We start from the raw sequence: 18,147 nt of genomic DNA on the forward strand, positions 1-18,147 counted from the left end.
GTTGCGGTCGCAGGCCCCCTCCAAGCCGTTGCCGGATCACGCCCCATGTCCTCGACCGGAAAGTTTCATCGACAGCTGAGCCTCACCGACCTCACCTTTATCGGCCTGGGTGCCATCTTCGGCTCAGGCTGGTTGTTCGCGGCCAGCCATGTCTCGGCCATCGCCGGACCGGCCGGGATATTGTCCTGGCTGATCGGCGGTGCGGCGGTGCTGCTGCTGGGCCTGGTGTACTGCGAGCTGGGTGCGGCGTTGCCGCGTGCCGGGGGCGTGGTGCGCTATCCGGAATACTCGCACGGCCGGTTGCTGGGTTCGCTGATGGGCTTCATCACCCTGATCGCGTTCTCCAGCCTCATCGCCATCGAGACCGTGGCCTGCCGCCAATATGCGGCCGCCTGGTTTCCCGCCTTGAATCGCGACGCAAGCGGCGCCCCCACCCTGCTGGGCTGGCTGGTGCAGCTGGCGCTGCTGACGCTGTTCTTTGCGCTCAACTATTTCAGCGTGAAGACCTTTGCCCGGGCCAACAACCTCGTCAGCATCTTCAAATTCCTGGTGCCCCTGCTGGTCATCGTGGTGCTGCTGTCCCACTTCCAGCCACAGAACATGAGCCTGCACGGTTTTGCGCCTTACGGCTTCAGTGGCGTGGAGGAGGCGGTCTCCGCCGGCGGCGTCATCTTCGCCTACCTGGGACTGACCCCGATCATCTCGGTGGCCAGCGAGGTGCGCGACCCGCAGCGCACGATCCCGATCGCGCTGATCCTCTCGGTGCTCCTGTCCACGGCGATCTACCTGCTGCTGCAGGTGGCCTTTCTGGGCAGCATCCCCACGCACATGCTGGCGCAGGGCTGGGGCGGGATCGGTGCGATGTTCTCGCTGCCATACCACGATATCGCCATCACCCTGGGCATCGGCTGGCTGGCTGCGCTGGTGGTATGCGATGCGGCGATCTCGCCCAGCGGCACCGGCAACATCTACATGAACGCCACGCCTCGCGTGGTCTACGGCTGGGCACGCAGTGGCTCGTTCTTCAAGCTGTTCGCGCGCGTCGATGCCGACTCCGGCATCCCGCGCCCCGCGCTGTGGCTGAGCTTTGCGCTGTCGGTGTTCTGGACCTTGCCGTTCCCTTCGTGGGAAGCCCTGATCAGCGTGGTGTCGGCGGCCCTGGTGCTGAGCTATGCCGTGGCGCCGATCACCGTGGCCGCCCTGCGCCGCACCGCACCGGAACTGCCGCGACCGTTCCTGGTACGTGGCTTCGGTCTGCTCGGGCCGCTCTCCTTCATGGTGGCTACCCTGATCGTGTACTGGTCGAGCTGGCAAACCGTGTCATGGCTGCTGGGCCTGCAGATCGTGCTGTTCGCGATCCATGTCCTGTGCAGGCTGCCGTCGCCCGAAGGCCGCTCCAGGCTGCGCCAGGAGGTGTATTCGTCGTCGTGGCTGGTCGCCTACTACGCGCTGCTCATCGCGTTGTCCTGCCTGGGCAGCTTCGGCGGCAGCAACCTCCTCGGCCATCCCTGGGATTCGCTGGCCGCCACCGTCGTGGCGCTGCTCATCTACCACTGGGGCGCGCGCAGCGGACTGCCGGCCCACTTGCTCGACCTGGGCCGCGATGACGACTGAGCGCCCGCCACATGGCGCACCTGTCCGGCGTTTGCTGCACGACGGCCTCCAGCGCTGCCGAGGGCGCGCATGAGCATTGACGCCAAGACCTTGGAACCGGCAACCGGACTATCAGACACTTGGGAATCAGCTCGCCACGGGCACCGATCAGTTTCCGGCTTCTTGCCGGCGCGGGTATCCTGCTGCTGATTCCGCCGCTCATCAATCGCTTGGTGCATGGCGTGTGTTGAATTCAGCGGCAGAACACAGGGATGTCGCCAACTTCAGGATCTCGTTGGCCCGACGCAGCTGCTTGACCTCACGCTCGAGTTCTTTCACTCGCTGCGCCTCAGCCGCGGTTACGACGCCGCGGACACGGGTGTCGACCTCATGCCGCTGCGCCTAGCCCAGCAACGTCGCCGGCACACAGCCGATCTTCGGCGCCATCGACTCCACCGCGGTTCACAGCGATGGGTAATCTCCGCGGTGCTCCTGCGCCATGCGGGCCGCGCGCTCGCGAAGTTCGGGGGAATACTTCGTGGACTTGCTCATGGCTCCATCCTCTCAGGAGTTGGAGCCCCTCAAATCCCGGGGCGGTTAAGCTGGCGGTATTGGCGAGGAGTGAGGCCGGTAAGATTGCGGAAGTGCCGCGACAAGCCGCTCTGGTCACAGAAGCCAGTAAGCTGGGCGATCTCGCCGATGGGTCTGTCGGTGCGAACCAGCCACTGGGCGGCCGAATCAATGCGCAACTTGAGCAAATAGCGCGCTGGCGAAAGCTGGAACAGCTTGCGCATGCGCCGCTCGAACTGGGCGGCGGTCAATCCGCTCAGACGCTCCAACTGCATCTCGCGCAACGGCTCGCACAGGTGCGCGTGCATGTACTCGACGGCATCGGCGAAGGCGCTATCGATCATCGCCGAACGTCCCGGTTCGTGCAGATCACGCGAGACGCATGCGAGGCCGACCACTTGGCCGGCACTGTCGTGCAACGGCATCTTGGTGGAAATGCACCAGCCAGTGGCGTGATCCGGATACAGCGTAAGGTCGAGGCTGTCCAGCACTGGTTTGCCCGTGCGGAAAACCTGCTCGTCCTGTCGCGCGTAGCGCTCGGCCATGGGTGCCGGAAACAGGTCGAAAGCAGTCAGGCCGACCGCATGCGCCTTGCTCGGCAAATGGCAACGCGCGACCGCTGCGGCGCTCATCAATACGTAGCGTCCCTGGCGATCCTTGATCGAATACACGATGTCGGCTAGGCGATCGAACAAGCCCTCGACATAACCCTGCGATGCAATGCGACCCAGAAAGGTCGCCTGCCACTCCCATCTGTCCCGCATTCCCCACCCCGATTTGCCCGATTCGACGGTAACCGTCGGAAATAGCAAAAACCGTGTACAACCCCACACAAATTGTAGTCAACCGACATGTATGGAAGCCGAAGACGTTACGTCACTTCAGGCCGCGGCAGGCGGTCGTTATAAAGCGTCTGGTGGCACTCGATCGTGGCGTGGAGATTCTCACGCGAGCGAAAGCGCGTGGTCGCCAGTATGTCGCTGATGCGCTCACTGAAGTGCTCGACCATGCCGTTGGTCTGCGGATGGCGGGCGATGATCAGGCGGCGCTGGATGCCGAACAAGGCGCACTCGCGATCGAACGCGTGCTGGCCGGTCCGTGCTTTGGCCTTGCGGGTGAAGCGATCGGTGAACTGGCTACCCCGGGCGCGCGTCATCGACGCGCTGCTCGTTGCGTCAACTCCAGTACACCTGCGTCTTCCGCTGGCCGAGGGGGCCGGCCCCGTTGCGGGGCCGGCCCTGTCATCCATTTGAGAGCTTAGAGCGATACGCTTTCGAAGATTAAGGATGCGATCCCGTAATCGACCAAGCGCCCGATCCCAAGGTGGATTCCACGAAGAAGCTGTAACTATGCCCCGCGGTCGCCGTGAACGTGAGATTCAATGGGCCGCTACCGCTCTTTTCCTTCAGCACTTGGTTGGCGCTGTTGTCGATCACATCGAATCTCCATTGGGTACCCGACGGAACACTGAGCGTCGCCGTCGCGTTCCCCGCCCCACTCGTGAATTGAGGGGTATAGGCGTAACCGCCCTGCGTAGCGACAGTTCCCGCGAAGCTGATGTTGCCACCGCCCCCGGTACCGCCGCCGGCATAGCTACCCTTCAGCGTCACGCCCGAGTACGCCGAATACCCATTCACCATCACGGAGTAGGTACCCGCTTGCACATTGGCAATCGTGCAGGTTTCGTTGTTGCCACTGATATACGGGCGGCAATCGTAACTGCTCGTGGTTGCCGCAGAACCGAACTTCACGTACAGGTCTGCATCACCCGTGCCTCCCGATATCGAGAACACCAGGTTCGTGGCTCCTGCAGGCACCACCATCGTCCAGTTCTGCGGATGATTGGCTGACGCATCTGAAATCGCCACGCCCACACCATTCGTCAGCACGCTGCCGGAGCTGCTGGCCCCGGTGCCCGTGAGACTGGCCGTCTGCGGACCGTTGGTTGCGTTGTCGCTGACGGTCAAGCTGCCCGTCCGCGTTCCGCTTGCTGTCGGCTTGAAAGTCACGGAAACGGTGCAGCTTGATCCGCTCGGCAGCGCGGAGTTGCAATTGTTGGTTTGCAAGTAGTCGCCCGATATCGACACCGAGCTGACCGAAAGCGTGCCAGGACCGTTGTTGATCAACGACACGTTCTGGGCCGCACTCGTGGACCCCACATTCGTGCTGCCAAAGGTCAGGCTGCCCGAGCTGAGCGATGCCGTCGGGCCACCGCCACCGCCACCGCCGCCACAGCCGCCGGTACCACCGTTGTTCGCGAAGCAGGTTTCGAACGCTTCGAACTCCGAGCTGTAGCTGTTGCGAATACCGTCCATGAACGTGTGATAGCTGGTGCCGTATGCACCCGCGCGGAAGATCCCCAACATCGTGTCGATGTCCGCACGATGGTTGTTGATCATGAAGTTGACAGCGAGATAGCCGCCCGGATACGTCCTGTCCTCATAGTTGGACATGTCGTACGTATTGTCGAACAGCGTCGGGAGAGTGTAGGAGTGATTCGTGGCGGTGCTGACGGCCCCCGAATCAACCAGATTGCGATACGAATAACTGACGTACTCCGCAAAGCCTTCGATCCACCACACGGTCGAATAAGGAAGGTCGGCATTCGACGTCGGTGCAGCGGAAAAATCCCCCGCCAGGTCGTACTTGGCATCCATGTAGTGCGTGAACTCGTGCCAGAGATTCCAGATCTCCCAGTCGGCCGTGATCCAATCGGCGTGATAGCAGTAGAAATGAGCGACATTGCCGGGCTGCGAGGGGTCACCCTCCATGCTCAAGCCGCCATTGTTGGTGCTGATGCCATACAGGTAGCCGGCGTAGGTCGCGTAATCAGCTGAAGAGTTGAACTCGTCGATTTCGAGACCGATCGTGTTGTCGCCGGCAACCGCGCCGGAGTCTTGCATGAGGCCATGAATATAGGCGACCTCATTGTGGAGCGTGGCGCAGGAATCGCTGAACTGTTGAGCCGTCATGCCCTATGAAACGATCTTGATCGCATCGCCGGGGCACTGATACGTCTGCCCTTGCACATACGCCTTGACATCCGCCTTGGTGTTGCAGGTCCCGTAATAGCTGCAGTTCGCGCTGTCGTAGTAATCCTGACCGGACACCGCGGCAATGAAGATCGACGGACCGTTGTTGGTGTAGTTGTAGCTGGAGATGACGCCGGCCACCAAGGGCTTGGCCGTACTGACGACATTGGCCGCGTAGACGGTGTTGTCGAGGAAGTGCGCCAGTTCGCCGGCAGCGTCACGCGTCAACCATTCGTTGGAAGTGTTGGCGTTGAAGCTGCTATGGGTGACGAAGTCGTACAACGTGGTGACCATCGAAGTATCGGAGTTCACCGTGCTGACCCAGTCCGGCTGCCAGGCACCCTGGAAATATGCAGTCAGAACCGAATCCATCGCCGCCTGCATGTTGTAATAGGCGTTGTAGCTGCTGTTGTAATCGTTCAACAGCGCCTTGTACCTGCTTGCGTAGCGGGCTTCCTGATTTGAGCTGGCCGTCAGGGTAATGACCTCATTCAACACCGCGCCGTGGGCGTCATTCACGTCGTAACTGTGCGAGCTGGCAAAGAAGGCATCCAGATACGCAGTCACGCCTGAAGTGACGCTGGACGGGTACGTGGGGATCGAGCTCGAGTTGTAATACTGGACGTAATATCCAGCGCGGAGATACAACGCGAATTGCTGCACGCCGGTGGTGTCATCGCCCGGATACGACGCGGCATACGCGGCGGCGTAGTTCGCCACCGCGCTCATCTTGCTCGCCGAGAGCACCGAGGCGCCGGTACTTCCCGAAACGCTGAAGAGCGTATTGAGGCAATCGAGTGTAGAGGTCCGGACCAACTCGCCCATCGTGCTGCTCGAGGCACTGGCGAAGGCATTCGTGTCGCAACTGGCAACTGCAGCGGCAACTGCAGCGGTATGGCTCCTGGTGTCGAGCTGCGCGAAATGCTTTGCCTGGGTCGAGTTGTCGACGATGAACCGTGCAGATGAGGTCTGTGGGCTGTGGTCGTAGTCCAGATAGCGTTCAGGGAGCCGAGCGCCGACAGGCGGCCTGGGGCGGAAGTCGGGAGTACCGGACTTGGCGTGCACGATCGCCTTCACCGCATTGGCATTTGCCGCCGGAGCGGGTCGCATCGAACGCTTGTGCTGGCTCACGCCCGATGCCAAGACACTTTGCGAGAACAAGACCAAGAGAAGGGCAAGTGACGATGTCTTTAACGTCGTCTTGAAAGTCGGGGGTCGCGTACGGTTCATGCTGAAATCTCCTTGGAGGAGCAGACATTCGAAGCCTGCTCCAGCTCTGTGAGGGAACAAACAACGGCGACTGACGAAAATCTGATCCTTCTGGTGTTGCTGCGCGCCACCGGGATGGATTTCGCGGGGATTCGGTCACTCCTGCAAATTCGCTGGCGTGAACGGATGTCATTCACGCCACCTCCCCAAGAGACGGTGACGCTCGCGCTCCAGCACAGGATCTCGAGTGCCGATCCTGCATGCAGATCAAACTGTCCAGGGCCTGTTCCCGGCGATCTCCGACTTCGCCGCGCCCACCCCCAGCGGCTCTGGACCTGCGAAAGATTGAACCGGTCGGGTGTGCGGAGATAGGCGGAAACGCCCGCGTCGAGTAGCGAATACGCCAAAAAAGCCGGCGAAGCGCGTCCGCATTTCGTGTGACCGGGTGCACCGGATTGCAGTGCGTTGGCGATGGTGACCATCTTCGCCTGGTTGAACACCTGGCCGGCGCTGGCACCAGTCACGCTGAACAAGGTGTCGATGCAAGCGTCCACCGACGAGTTGCGTACCAGGGTGACCAGGCTGCTGCCGCCGGCCGACGCAAACGCGTTGACATCATGGGTGGCGGCGGCCGCCACGCTCATGCGCAGCGAAGCCGACGGATTGCGCTCCGGGCGACCGTAGTCGGTGTACAGGTGAGCCTTCGACGACGATTGCGGCGGGCGCCCGCTCGGCTTGAGTGGGCGGGCCTGCTGATGCCGTACCGTCGGCAACAAGCTGGTGGTGCGCAAGGCAGTCGCGGCGGGTGCCGGTGCCTTTTTCCGGGCCTTTGTCGGTGCCGCATAGCGCGGCAGACTGCATCCGGGCGTCAACAGCGACAGGCTGGCGCATCGCGGACGCGATTTGCGTGCGCAAGTATTCATGTTCCCCTCCAGCAAAGGCCCCCCGTGGCCTGGTTCATCACGCATTGGATGCGCATGGAGTGCGCTCCCGACGCACCGACGAACCGAGCGCCATGCTACGGGTCAACCATGCTGTCGCTCTAGGCGATCCTGGCCAGGACTGGCGCTGAAGTCGGCATGAAATTCTCCCGGACGGCGATGCGATGGCGCTGGCGTCGCGCACCGGCGCACGGAGGCGACTCCCGGATGACGAGTGCCGTCGGCGCGTCGATCATTTGCAAATGGGGTGCAGCCGGCGGCTTGAGTTCACCGCGCGAGAGCGAGGCTCGCCATCCGGAGAAAGACGGTCAACTCGCCATCACGTCCGTGCGTCGCTGCCGCCACGGCCGCGTCGATCCCCACCGCACGATGCGTACCCCACGCCGATGCCCAGCGACACGCCGAGCAACTCGCACAGCACGCGCAGGCCGAGGTGCTCCGGATCGTGCATGCCGGCCAGCACCGCTTGCAGCAGGGCGAGCGACTGCAGGTTGGCGTAGTTGAGATAGAACATGTCCCACAGGTCGCCGCTGACGGTGAGCACGCAGGCCAGCAGGAACGCCCAGCCGATCTTGCGCGCGGCGCTCCAGCCGCGGCGTCGGCCCAGCCAGTGCAGCGCCAGGAACAGCAGTAGCCCGGCCGCTGCCGAGATCGCGCCGGCCTGCAGGCCGCCGACGATGCCACTGCCCATCCATGATTGGTCGTAATGCACTGCTCTGCCCCTTCGGGATGCCGCGCGCGTGTCCGCCTGCCGCGCGCGCACGCTAGACTGCCGCTCCACCTGTCCGGAGCAGTCTGCATGACTCACGCCGTTTCCGCCACGACGGCCCTGATCGTGGTCGACGTGCAGCCCGACTTCATGCCCGGCGGAGCGCTGGCCTGCCACGACGGCGACGCGATCATCGACGGCATCGACGCGCTGCTGCGCGCGCGCCGCTTTCGCCATGTGGTGGCCACGCAGGACTGGCATCCGCGCGGCCACGCGTCGTTCGCCAGCTCGCATCCGGGCCGTGCGCCGTTCGACGAGATCACCCTGCATGGCCAGCCGCAGACCCTGTGGCCGGATCACTGCGTGCAGGGCACGGCGGGCGCCGCGCTGCATCCGCAGGTGGACTGGTCGGCGCTGGACGCGGTGATCCGCAAGGGCAGCGACCCGGGCGTGGATTCCTACAGCGGCTTTCGCGAAAACCACGGCCCGCAAGGCACGCGCCCCGGCACCGGCCTGGCCGGCTGGCTGCGCGAGCGCGGCGTGGACGAGGTGGTGGTGTGCGGACTGGCGCGCGACGTGTGCGTGCTGTGGACCGCGCAGGACGCCGTGGCGCTGGGCTTTCGCGCGCGCATGCTGTGGGAGCTCACCCGCCCGGTCACCCCGGCCAGCGACGAAGCCACCCGCGCCGCGTTGCTCGCGCAGGACATCGACGCCCTGTAGGAACGCCCTGTGCGCGATGCTCTTCCCACGGATTCGGGATTCGCAAGAGCATCGCGCGCGGAGCGCGCTGGCATGAAGTTCGCTCAGGCGTCGTTCTCGCCGCGGGCGCGCACCGCGATCGCGCCATCGTCGTCCACGTCCACTGTCAGCGTGATCGGGCGGCAGCACACCTGGCAGTCCTCGATGTATTGCTGGCTGGGGATCGATGCGTCGAGCAGGATTTCGACGGGTTCGCCGCAGTACGGGCAGTCGATGGTGTGGGGCGTGAGCATGGCGTGTCTCCGCGGATGGCCGGGCCAGTGAAGCACGGCTCCGGGTGACGCGATCGTCAAGCGTGGCGCAACGACCACGCCTGCGGCAGGCCGATCCAGAACAGCGCGTCGCGCTTGCAGCGCGGGGCCAGCTTCAGCAACTCGTTGTCCTTGCTGACCAGCCAGCGCGCACCCGCGGCCTGTGCCAGTTCCAGGAATTTCTGATCGTCCGGATCCCCGCAGCGCGGAAGCGGCATCTCGGGCGACGCCGTGGCCTGATCGTCGGGCAGGCAGTGCACCAGGGCATCGAACGCGGCCTCGACGCCGGGCCGTGCTTCGGCGGTGAGCGGCACCTGCGGATAGTGCAGCACGCGCAGCCATTCGGCGCGGCAGTCGGCGCGCGTCACCGCCTGGATGCGGCCCTCGTGCATCGCCACGTGCAGCGCGGCGGACTGCGCATCGTGGAACAGGAAGATGTCCAGGCACACGTTGGTGTCGAGCACCACACGGGGCACATTCGGGAATGCGGCGATCATCGGCACATGATGCGGCAAGCGGGTCACGCGATGTACGTGATGCCTCCCCCGCGGCACGGACGAGCGGGCTCCGGCTGCGCATGCGGTCGCGGCGACGACCACCGCCGCGACCGCATGTTCCGTCCCGCCGACGCAGGGTTCAGTGCGTGCCGTGTCCGTGGTGATCGTGGGAGCGGCCGCGCCCGTGGCGATCGTCGTGCCCGTGGTGCTCGTCGCGCCCGTGGTGCTCGTCGTGGCCGCGTCCCCACGTCAACCTGACGCGCGTGCTGACGTAGACATCGCCCGGGTCGGCCGGCACCTGGGCGAAGTGCTTGCGGCCGAAGTACAAGCGGGTGCCGTCGCTGGACAGCGTGGCGCGGGTTTCCGCGCCGTCCGCCGTGTTGACCGCGGGATTCTCGATCCGGCCGCGCACCGTCCATGGCGAAGCGGTGTTCGGGCGCGTGGCGTACCAGATGTCCTGGTTGCGCGGATCGGCGCTGGCCCGGTTGCTGCTGAACACGATTTCCAGCCCGTCCCTGCGCACGTTGGGCATCAGGTCGGCGGCATCGGTACTCAGCTCGGCCACGCGCACGCCGGGCCCGAAGCTGCCGTCGGCACGCTGGCGGCTCATGTAGATGTCATGGCCCTTGCTGTCCGGATAGCCGTCGCTGGAGAAGTACAGGAAGGTACCCTGGGCGGTTTTCACTACCGACGGGCTGTATTCCGAACCCTTGGTGTTCGGGCCACCGTCCGCATAGCCGCCCAGATCCACCGGCGTCGCCCAGCCGTGCGCGGGATTCTCGCGGGTCAGAAAGATGTCGCCGGCCGGCGGGCTGCCGGGCGGCGGCGGCGGTATCGCCTTGCAGCCGGTGCAATCCTCGGCGTTCTGCCGCGAGCTGACGAACAGCAGCCACTTGCCGGGCAACGGCGTGGGACAGTAGTCGGCGGCCGTGGGCGAATTCGCCGGTGCGCCGAGGTTGGTGACGTGGTCCCAGCTGCGCATCGCGACATTCCACGTTGCGCGCCAGTTGTCCAGGCCGCCATTGCGGGTGGACATGAAGTACAGGTTGTCCCCGTCCGGCGACTCGATCGGACAGCCTTCGGCGGCCGCGGTGTTGATGCCGGGCGCAAGCTGCGCGTTGCTCCACGCGCCGTAGTGCTGCGCGTAGACATTGGCGGACAGGATGGCGGCGATGGCCAGTGCGCACTGTGGGTACTTGCGGTTCATGGGTCTCTCCTTGCATGGGTGTGGACGACCGCGGAGAAAACCCTTCCCCGCGGACTGGTTGCGCCATGGCGACGCGTCGCTCACCCTGTGCAGGCGCGGGCATCGCGACTGCACGCGAGCGTGCCGGCGAGGGCCGGCGCGTCCAGCTTCGGGGGTGTGGCGCGGCGGGTCTTGAGGCGGCCGCTCGGGAAAGACTGGACTTTGCTTGGATTCCTTGGGAAAACATTGGGGTCGCCCGCAGCACCGGTTTTCGTCCACTCTCGTGCGCTACCCGCCACAGGACGCCATGGACCCGTCAACGCCCGCCCCGCTCGCCTTCGACGACTGCACGATCGACTTCGCCGGCCGGCGTCTGTTGCGCGGGGGCATCGGACAGCCGCTGGAACCGAAGGCCTTCGCCGTGCTCGCGCTGCTCGCCGGCACGCCCGGCCGCGTCTTCACCCGCGACGAGATACTCGACGCGGTCTGGGGCCACCGCCACGTCACCCCCGGGGTGCTGAACCGGCTGATGACCCTGCTGCGGCATGCGCTTGGCGAGGACGCGAAAGTGGCGCGCTACCTGCACACCGTGCATGGCGTGGGCTACCGCTTCGACCTTCCCGAAGCCACGCCCGACGCGCCGTCGCGGGCCGTTCCGATCCCCGCGTCGCAAGCGCCGACGATGCCGGTGCCGGTGCTGCCCGCCGCGTCACATCCTCCGGTGGCCCGGCGGCGCGCCGGCGACCGGCACGGCATGGCGCGCGCCATGTGGTGGCTGCTGCCGCTGCTGGCGCTGCTCGCGGTGGCCGGCTGGCAGTGGTGGCCGCATGCGCCGAGCGCGCCGAAGCCGGCGCCGGAGCGCAGCATCGCGGTGCTGCCGCTGGTCAACGCGAGCAACGACAAGGGACAGCAGTTCTTTTCCGACGGCTTGTCGGAAAGCCTGATCAACTCCCTTTCCCGCTTCGGCGGGCTGAAAGTGATCGGTCGCGATTCCGCTTTCCAGTTCCGCGGCAGCAGGGACGACAGCCGCACCATCGGCCGCAAGCTGGGTGTGTCCTACCTGCTCAGCGGCAGCGTGCAGCACGTGGGCGACGTCGTGCGCATCAACGCCGCGCTGACCAGGGCCGCCGACGGCAGCACGCTGTGGGCCGAGCACTACGATCGCCCGTACCGGAACCTGTTTGCCCTGCAGGACGAAATCGCGTCCGCGGTCATCGGTGCGTTGCAGGTGAAGCTGCTGTCGCCCGGCGAATCCGTCAGGCATGACGACCGGCCGCCCAGCGGCAGCATCGATGCCTACAACGCCTATCTGCAGGGCCTGAAGCATTGGCACGACGAGGATTTCCGCCGGGCATCCGAATACATGGCCAAGGCCGTGCAACTCGACCCCGGCTATGCGATGGCATGGGCACACCTGTCGGGATCGCTGAGCACCGTCGCCACGTTCTCGAACGAGTCCGTCGAGGCCGCCCGCCAGCACATGGACGAGGCAAGGCGCGCAGCGGACCAGGCGTTGCAATTGGCGCCCGGGCTGGGGGCGGCCCACGCGGCCCGCGCCTACCTGATGGTCTACAGCTTCGACCATCGCGGCGCCCTGGCCGAATGCCGTCGCGCCGTGCAACTGGCGCCGGAGGACGGGACCGTCCTCAATGGCTGCGGTTATGTGTTTGCCCAGGTCGGGAAACTGCGCGAGGCAATCCGGTCGAGGCAGCATCTGCTTTCAATCGAGCCGCTGTACATCATCAATTACCAGCAGTACGCGAAGCTGTTGCTGGCGTCCGGCCGGCTGGACGAAGCGGAGAAATACCTTGGCACCGCCGAAAGCCTGCCGCAGACGAACGCGCACTGGCGCTATTCATCCTTGTTCCTGCGCATGGCGGTTGCCCTGGCGCGTGGCGACGCGGTCAAGGCCATGGGCAGCGCGCTGCAAATGCCCGCGAAGTACCGCAACCCGTACACGGCGCTGGCGGCCCAGATCGGGCCGGATCGCGCCGCCGCGGACACCGCGCTGGCGAACGCCCTCGCCGGCAAGGCCGAGGCGAACGCCGATCCGCATCTGATCGCGCAGATCTACGCCTTGCGCGGCGATGCCGGCCACGCCGTGGAATGGTTGCAGCATGCTTCGGCCGCCGATCTGCTGTTCCTGCCGACCGATCCGTTCATCCTGAACCTGCGCGACGATCCGCGCTTCATCGCCTTCTGCGAAAGGATCGGCCTGCCGCCCCCGGGCGAAAGCGAAGCGTTGAGCATCGACCAGATCCGCGCCGCGAACGGCACGCGCAACCGCTGAGGCGCGGGAAGCGCCGGGATCGGCGGCAAACCCGGACCCAGCCGATACAATGCGGGCTTTCCGAGCGGAACCGACGACCATGGCCGAGCGCGCGTTCGACGACTACCTGGCCCGCTCCGGCGCCACCCTGGAAGGCTCGCGCTACGCGGCGTGGCTGGCGATCACGCCGCGCCGCCACGGCTTTCCGGTGTATTACGCGATCTGCGAGAACCGCAGCTTCCGCGACAAGGACGTGGCCGAAGCCGCCGCGGCGAAAGCGCTGGCCGACATGACCGGGCTGGAGGCGGACGGCACGCCGATCTTTCCCGAGGACTACACCGGCTTCGACGATTAGGCGGGCCGGACCGGCTGGTGCTGCGCGCCCTGCGCCGCGGCGGCCAGGGCGCGCAGCCGTTCCACCGCGGCGGGGATGGCCGCGGGCGCATCGACGGTGAGCATGCGCGGCTCGTCGGCAGCCAGGCCGTTTTCCAGTTCGTGCGCCCAGGTCACGTGGTAGGGCATGTGCACGCCCCAGCCGCCCAGGCGCAATACCGGCTCGATGTCCGAGCGCAGCGAGTTGCCGACCATCGCGAACTGCGCCGGCTGCATGTCGAACTCGCCGAGCACGCGGCGGTAGGCGGCGGCGTCCTTCTCCGAGACGATCTCGATGCGGCGAAACAGGTCGGCCAGGCCCGATTGCGCCACCTTCTTCTCCTGGTGGAACAGGTCGCCCTTGGTGATCAGCACCACCTCGTACTGCTGCGCCACCGCCTCGACCGCGGCGCGGATGCCCGGCAGCAGTTCCACCGGATGCTGCAGCACGGTCTTGCCCAGCTCGATCAAGGCGTGGATGTCGGCCGCGCCGATGCGCCCGTCCGAGACCGCAATGGCGGTTTCCACCATCGACAGCGCCATGCCCTTGGCGCCGTAGCCGAACAGCTTGAGGTTGCGCTGCTCGGTAGCCAGCATGCGCTCGTGCACATCGCGATCGGCCACGTCCACGTAGCGCGCCATGATCGCCGCGAACGCGTCGCCGGCCTGGCGGTAGTAGTCCTCGCTGTGCCACAGCGTGTCGTCGCCGTCGAAGCCGACCAGTTGCAGCATCAGGCGCCCACCCGCGTGCGTACCGCATCCATGTCGCGCACCGGGCGGATCTCGATGGCGCCGGTTTGCGACCACGGGAACGACTGCGCGATGCGCACCGCCTCGTCCATGTCGGCCGCCTCGATCAGGTTGAAGCCGCCCAGGTATTCCTTGGTCTCCGCATACGGACCGTCGACCACGCTGGTGCGGCCGTCGCGCACGCGCACGGTGCGCGCGGTCCCCGGCGCTTCCAGCTGCTGCGAATCGAGCAACTGTCCCTGCGCGCGCAACGCGTCGGCCTTGCCGAAACAGCTTTTCATGCGGCTGTCGAACTCGCCCTCGGGCAGCGCGTCCAGCAGCTGGTCGTCGCAATAGATCATCACGAGATATTTCATGGCGTCCTCGGCGGGGAAGGCGGGGCGAAGAGGGATAATGCCGCAATGAACACCCGCGCCGATACCTTCAGCGAATTGTCCTGCCGGCCGATCGCCTTCGTGCGTTCGCCCTACGCGCAGCGCATCGACGCGCCGCACCAGCCCACCGTGGTGGCCGGCACCGAAAGCGGGGCCGCAGCCAACGCGGTGATCGCGTTCGTGGCGGATTTTCCGGCGGCGGCCTGGCGCGACCTGGCCGGCTTCGAGCGGATCTGGTTGCTGTTCGCGTTCCACCGCAGCGAGGGCTGGAAGGCCGAGGTGCGCCCGCCGCGCGGCGGCGGCAAGCGCAGCGTGCTGGCCACGCGCTCGCCACACCGACCGAATGCGATCGGGCTGTCGGCAGTGGAGCTGGTGGCGGTGGAGGAAGGCGCGTTGCGCGTGCGCGGCGTCGACCTGCTGGACGGCACGCCGATCCTCGACATCAAGCCGTACGTGCCGTACGCGGATGCGTTTCCGGGTTCACGCGCGGGCTGGATCGACGCGATCGACGCGGCGCAGGGCCGGCATTCCGCGCCGGGGCCGCGCAAGCCGCGCACGCGGCCGCGCGGCGGGGACGTCAGCGGCTCATGAGCAGCTGCCGCAGCAGGTGCTGCCGCCGCTGACGTGGATCTGCCGCGGCTCGGACACGCGGCTGGCCTCGTAACCGGCCTCCTGCAGGGCGGTGATGACCTGACCGGAGGTCAACTGCGCCGCCACGTCGATCTGTCCCGCGACGGGATCGCCGGTGACCTGCGCGTTGGCGTCATGGGCACGCAGGATGGCGGCGATGGCGCCGGTGTCACCGGCAAGATCCTTCACTTGAAACAGCATCGGTACGGTCTCCAGGGTTGAGAGGCGGCACATCCGCCGGGGGCGATGATGGCGGCCGGCACGGCCGCGCGCCCTGACCGGGATCAGGGCGATCCCAGCCGGTGAGACCTGCGCCCGGCAAACTGCCCGGGCCGGCGCGGCTCGCTCCGTCGCCGGCGCCCGATGCATTGGCAGTGGATCGGTTCAGACCTTGGCCGCGCCCGGCACCCCCGTCGGCGCGGCATTTTTTTTCAGGGCGGCGTCGCGGCCGCCGGCAACCACGGCGACACGCGCGGGCGCGCCAGCGCGGCGAGCAGTGGCGGGTCGCGCCGGTAGACGTCGGGGCGGAAGCCGACCCGGCCGTCCTCGCGCAGGTCCACCGTCCAGTACGCCAGCAGCAGCGGCACCGGCCTGGGCAGCATCACGGTCTGCGTCTTCAGCGTGTCGATCGCGCGGTCGATGCCCGCGCGATTCCACTGCACCGGATCGTCCAGCAGCAGCTCGGCCAGTTCGCGCGGATGTTCCACCCGGATGCAGCCGGAGCTGTACGTGCGCTGCTCGCTGGCGAACAGTTCCTGGTGCGGCGTGTCGTGCATGTACACCGCGTAGTCGTTGGGGAAGCGGATCACCAGCCGGCCCAGCGAATTGCCCGGGCCGGCGTCCTGGCGCAGCACGATGCCGCGCGGGTTGGCCCAGTTCACGCTGGCCGGCGACAGCTCGCGGCCCTGGCTGTCCAGCACGCGGATGCGGTTGGCGGCGAGGTAGCCCGGGTTCCTGCGCAGCTTCGGCAGGATGTCGTTCTTCAGGATGGTCGGCGGCACCGTCCAGGTCGGGTTGAGCGTGAGGTAGGTGATCTTCGACTTGAACACCGGCGTGCTGCGGTACGGCTTGCCCACCTGCACGCGCGAGCGCCATACCGGCTTGCCGTCCTTGTAGTAGATGACCTGGTAGCCGGCGATGTCGACCACCACGAACTCGCCCTGCAGCTGGTGCAGCAGCCAGCGCGCGCGCTCCAGGTTCGCGCGCAGCTGCTCGATGCGCGTGGTGACCGGCACGTTCAACGCGGCCAGGGTGGCCGTACCCAGATGGCCGTCCGCGACGAGGTAATGTTCGCGCTGGAATTGTTTCAGCGCAGCTTCCAGCGCCGGGGCGTACAGGTCATCCATGCCCTCGCCCACCGCAAAGCCGACCCGTTGCAGGCGCTGGCGCAGCGTCGGCACGCGCGGATCGTGGCTGCCCGGTTTCAGCGTGGGGCCGTCGGCGATCACGGGCCAGCCGCCCTGCGCCGCCACCCCGCGCAACTTCGCCAGCGCCGCACGCAGCTGGGCGTAGTACGGGTGCTGCGGCCGCGCCCGCGCGAACAGCTCGCCGATCGTGCCCTGCGCCAGCGCCTCGCGCACCGCCTGCAGGCCCCGCGCCCGATCGAGCTGGCGCGGGTCGAAGTTCCAGTGCGTGTCCAGCGTGGCCGGATCGACCTTGCCGCGATACAGGTGCAGCAACGCGGTGAAACAGGCGTCGGTGGCCAGCAGGTCGAACTGCGCGCGTTGCTGCGCGGTGGCCTGCGGGTCGTCCAGCACGTGGCGCCGACGTTGCAGTTCGTCCAGCGCGTAGTCCTGCGGGTCGAGGCCGTCGGCGGCCATGCCGCGCAGCGCGGCCAGCAACTGGTCGAGGTCGTCCGGTCGCGTCCATGCCGGCGCGAACCGGTTCTGCTCGTAGAACGCCGCCACCGCGGCGACCGGCGCCGCGGCCGTCGCGCCATCGGCCTGCGCGACGCGCCATTGCTCGATCCGTTCGCGGATCTGCTCGGCCACCGGGCCCGGCAGCGGGGCCACGGCTTGTTCCATGCCGACCGACTCGACTGCGGCCGGCTGTGCAGGCGCCGCGGCGACCGCCAGCCAGCCCAGCAAGGCAGCAGCGCAAACGGCGCGGGAAAAGCCGGACGACATGGAAAGTCCTGTGCGGGAGGATGCGACCAGTCATAGCACAACCGCCGGCCGGCGCAGGCGGGCGCGGCGACCGGTCGCACGGGACAGGTTCTTAACGATCGACTGCTAGCATCGACGCCTGTTCGCGCCCCAAGCCCAAGCCGTCCCGATGAGTCGACTGCGCCTCCTTGCCATCCTGCTGCTGCCGCTCTGTGGTACGGCGCACGCGACCGCGCCGACACTGCGCGACACGCTCAGCAAACTCGCGCCGCAGGCAAATCCGCAGGTGATCGCGCTGGCGCTGGCGGCCACCGACTGCGCCGCCGCGCAAGGCCAGCCGCCGCCCGCGCGACTGGCGGTGATCGACTATTCCCGGCCATCCACCGAGCCGCGGCTGTGGGTGTTCGACCTGGCCCGGCGCAAGCTGCTGTATCAGGAACTGGTGGCGCACGGGCGCAACACCGGCGAGAACCTGGCCAGCAGGTTCTCCAACGCGCCGGAAAGCCGGCAATCCAGCCTGGGCCTGTTCCGCACGCTGGACACCTATGCCGGCCGCAACGGCTATTCGCTGCGCCTGCAAGGGCTGGAGCCGGGTACCAACGACCGCGCACTGGCGCGCGCGCTGGTGATCCACGGTGCCGCCTACGTCAACCCGGCACTGGCCCGCGAGCAAGGCCGCATCGGTCGCAGCTACGGTTGCCCGGCGGTCCGCAGCGCGATCGCGCGACCGCTGATCGACGCGCTCAAGGGCGGCCAGTACGTGTTCTCCTATTATCCCGATGCCAGGTGGCTGGGCGCCTCGCCCTACCTCAAGTGCGGCGGCGGACTGGCGATGACGCCCGCGCTCGGCGCGCCCTGATCCATCCGCACGGTTGCCCTCCCCGCGGAGCGCGCGGCGGG

Annotated in this window: 19 protein-coding genes and 1 pseudogene; 6 read left to right on the forward strand and 14 right to left on the reverse strand. The window is 66.7% G+C overall.

Translation table 11 applies throughout. From position 1 onward, the window contains the following. Positions 1-45 precede the first annotated feature (45 nt). Positions 46-1,614 carry an APC family permease gene (locus ACVCMG_RS08215; protein WP_447115360.1) on the forward strand — a complete coding sequence of 523 codons (1,569 nt, stop codon included), beginning with the start codon at positions 46-48 and terminating at the stop codon, positions 1,612-1,614. Positions 1,615-1,863: 249 nt separating this feature from the next. Here ACVCMG_RS08215 and ACVCMG_RS08220 read toward each other — a convergent pair. The 7 genes and pseudogenes from ACVCMG_RS08220 to ACVCMG_RS08250 form a co-directional block, all read right to left on the reverse strand. Then, positions 1,864-2,145: pseudogene (locus tag ACVCMG_RS08220) on the reverse strand (IS3 family transposase); the annotation flags it as partial. Positions 2,146-2,174: 29 nt separating this feature from the next. Then, positions 2,175-2,927, reverse strand: coding sequence for a helix-turn-helix domain-containing protein (locus ACVCMG_RS08225; RefSeq protein ID WP_447115361.1), 753 nt, complete (start codon positions 2,925-2,927; stop codon positions 2,175-2,177). A gap of 107 nt (positions 2,928-3,034) precedes the next feature. After that, positions 3,035-3,319 carry a hypothetical protein gene (locus ACVCMG_RS08230; protein WP_447115362.1) on the reverse strand — a complete coding sequence of 95 codons (285 nt, stop codon included), beginning with the start codon at positions 3,317-3,319 and terminating at the stop codon, positions 3,035-3,037. A 124-nt stretch (positions 3,320-3,443) separates the two neighbouring features. After that, positions 3,444-5,135 carry a collagenase gene (locus tag ACVCMG_RS08235; protein WP_447115363.1) on the reverse strand — a complete coding sequence of 564 codons (1,692 nt, stop codon included), beginning with the start codon at positions 5,133-5,135 and terminating at the stop codon, positions 3,444-3,446. A gap of 3 nt (positions 5,136-5,138) precedes the next feature. Beyond that, positions 5,139-6,326 carry a M9 family metallopeptidase N-terminal domain-containing protein gene (locus ACVCMG_RS08240; protein ID WP_447115364.1) on the reverse strand — a complete coding sequence of 396 codons (1,188 nt, stop codon included), beginning with the start codon at positions 6,324-6,326 and terminating at the stop codon, positions 5,139-5,141. Positions 6,327-6,421: 95 nt separating this feature from the next. Then, entirely contained in the window at positions 6,422-7,327 is a 906-nt protein-coding gene (locus ACVCMG_RS08245) for a M9 family metallopeptidase N-terminal domain-containing protein (protein ID WP_447115365.1), read from the reverse strand. Between the two features lie 337 nt (positions 7,328-7,664). After that, a complete protein-coding gene (locus ACVCMG_RS08250) occupies positions 7,665-8,036 on the reverse strand; it encodes a hypothetical protein (RefSeq protein WP_447105476.1) in 372 nt (123 codons plus the stop codon). Between the two features lie 108 nt (positions 8,037-8,144). Here ACVCMG_RS08250 and pncA point away from each other — a divergent pair, with 108 nt between their 5' ends. Beyond that, complete coding sequence (gene pncA / locus ACVCMG_RS08255) at positions 8,145-8,774, forward strand: bifunctional nicotinamidase/pyrazinamidase (RefSeq protein WP_395116118.1); 630 nt, start codon at positions 8,145-8,147, stop codon at positions 8,772-8,774. Positions 8,775-8,857: 83 nt separating this feature from the next. On the opposite strand, the gene ACVCMG_RS08260 is transcribed toward pncA, so the two are convergent. From ACVCMG_RS08260 to ACVCMG_RS08270, 3 genes are all read right to left on the reverse strand, one after another. Further along, positions 8,858-9,046 (reverse strand): CPXCG motif-containing cysteine-rich protein, encoded by a 189-nt coding sequence (locus tag ACVCMG_RS08260; protein ID WP_395116116.1) that lies wholly within the window; start codon positions 9,044-9,046, stop codon positions 8,858-8,860. Between the two features lie 56 nt (positions 9,047-9,102). Then, positions 9,103-9,561, reverse strand: a complete 459-nt coding sequence (locus ACVCMG_RS08265) for a putative toxin-antitoxin system toxin component, PIN family (RefSeq protein ID WP_395121324.1) — start codon at positions 9,559-9,561, stop codon at positions 9,103-9,105. Between the two features lie 139 nt (positions 9,562-9,700). Then, complete coding sequence (locus tag ACVCMG_RS08270) at positions 9,701-10,768, reverse strand: hypothetical protein (RefSeq protein WP_447115366.1); 1,068 nt, start codon at positions 10,766-10,768, stop codon at positions 9,701-9,703. 286 nt (positions 10,769-11,054) lie between these two features. Between ACVCMG_RS08270 and ACVCMG_RS08275 the strand changes: the two genes are divergently transcribed. Both ACVCMG_RS08275 and ACVCMG_RS08280 read left to right on the forward strand, forming a co-directional pair. Then, positions 11,055-13,037: a winged helix-turn-helix domain-containing tetratricopeptide repeat protein gene (locus ACVCMG_RS08275; RefSeq protein WP_447115367.1), complete on the forward strand. Its 1,983-nt coding sequence runs from the start codon at positions 11,055-11,057 to the stop codon at positions 13,035-13,037. A gap of 79 nt (positions 13,038-13,116) precedes the next feature. Next, positions 13,117-13,371, forward strand: coding sequence for a hypothetical protein (locus ACVCMG_RS08280; RefSeq protein ID WP_395116110.1), 255 nt, complete (start codon positions 13,117-13,119; stop codon positions 13,369-13,371). On the opposite strand, the gene ACVCMG_RS08285 is transcribed toward ACVCMG_RS08280, so the two are convergent. Then, positions 13,368-14,120 (reverse strand): HAD family hydrolase, encoded by a 753-nt coding sequence (locus ACVCMG_RS08285; protein WP_447115368.1) that lies wholly within the window; start codon positions 14,118-14,120, stop codon positions 13,368-13,370. The two genes, ACVCMG_RS08280 and ACVCMG_RS08285, sit on opposite strands and share 4 nt — an antisense overlap. Beyond that, entirely contained in the window at positions 14,120-14,494 is a 375-nt protein-coding gene (locus ACVCMG_RS08290; RefSeq protein WP_447101035.1) for a YciI family protein, read from the reverse strand. Before ACVCMG_RS08290 ends, ACVCMG_RS08285 begins: the two co-directional genes overlap by 1 nt. A gap of 45 nt (positions 14,495-14,539) precedes the next feature. Here ACVCMG_RS08290 and tsaA point away from each other — a divergent pair, with 45 nt between their 5' ends. After that, a complete protein-coding gene (tsaA, locus tag ACVCMG_RS08295) occupies positions 14,540-15,103 on the forward strand; it encodes a tRNA (N6-threonylcarbamoyladenosine(37)-N6)-methyltransferase TrmO (protein ID WP_447105472.1) in 564 nt (187 codons plus the stop codon). On the opposite strand, the gene ACVCMG_RS08300 is transcribed toward tsaA, so the two are convergent. Continuing rightward, positions 15,098-15,343 (reverse strand): hypothetical protein, encoded by a 246-nt coding sequence (locus tag ACVCMG_RS08300; RefSeq protein WP_395116102.1) that lies wholly within the window; start codon positions 15,341-15,343, stop codon positions 15,098-15,100. The two genes, tsaA and ACVCMG_RS08300, sit on opposite strands and share 6 nt — an antisense overlap. Before the next feature lie 230 nt (positions 15,344-15,573). After that, a complete protein-coding gene (locus ACVCMG_RS08305) occupies positions 15,574-17,268 on the reverse strand; it encodes a L,D-transpeptidase family protein (protein ID WP_447115369.1) in 1,695 nt (564 codons plus the stop codon). 148 nt (positions 17,269-17,416) lie between these two features. Here ACVCMG_RS08305 and ACVCMG_RS08310 point away from each other — a divergent pair, with 148 nt between their 5' ends. Beyond that, complete coding sequence (locus tag ACVCMG_RS08310) at positions 17,417-18,106, forward strand: murein L,D-transpeptidase catalytic domain family protein (protein WP_447115370.1); 690 nt, start codon at positions 17,417-17,419, stop codon at positions 18,104-18,106. Positions 18,107-18,147 lie beyond the last annotated feature (41 nt).

This window comes from Rhodanobacter sp. UC4451_H18, from assembly GCF_052978225.1.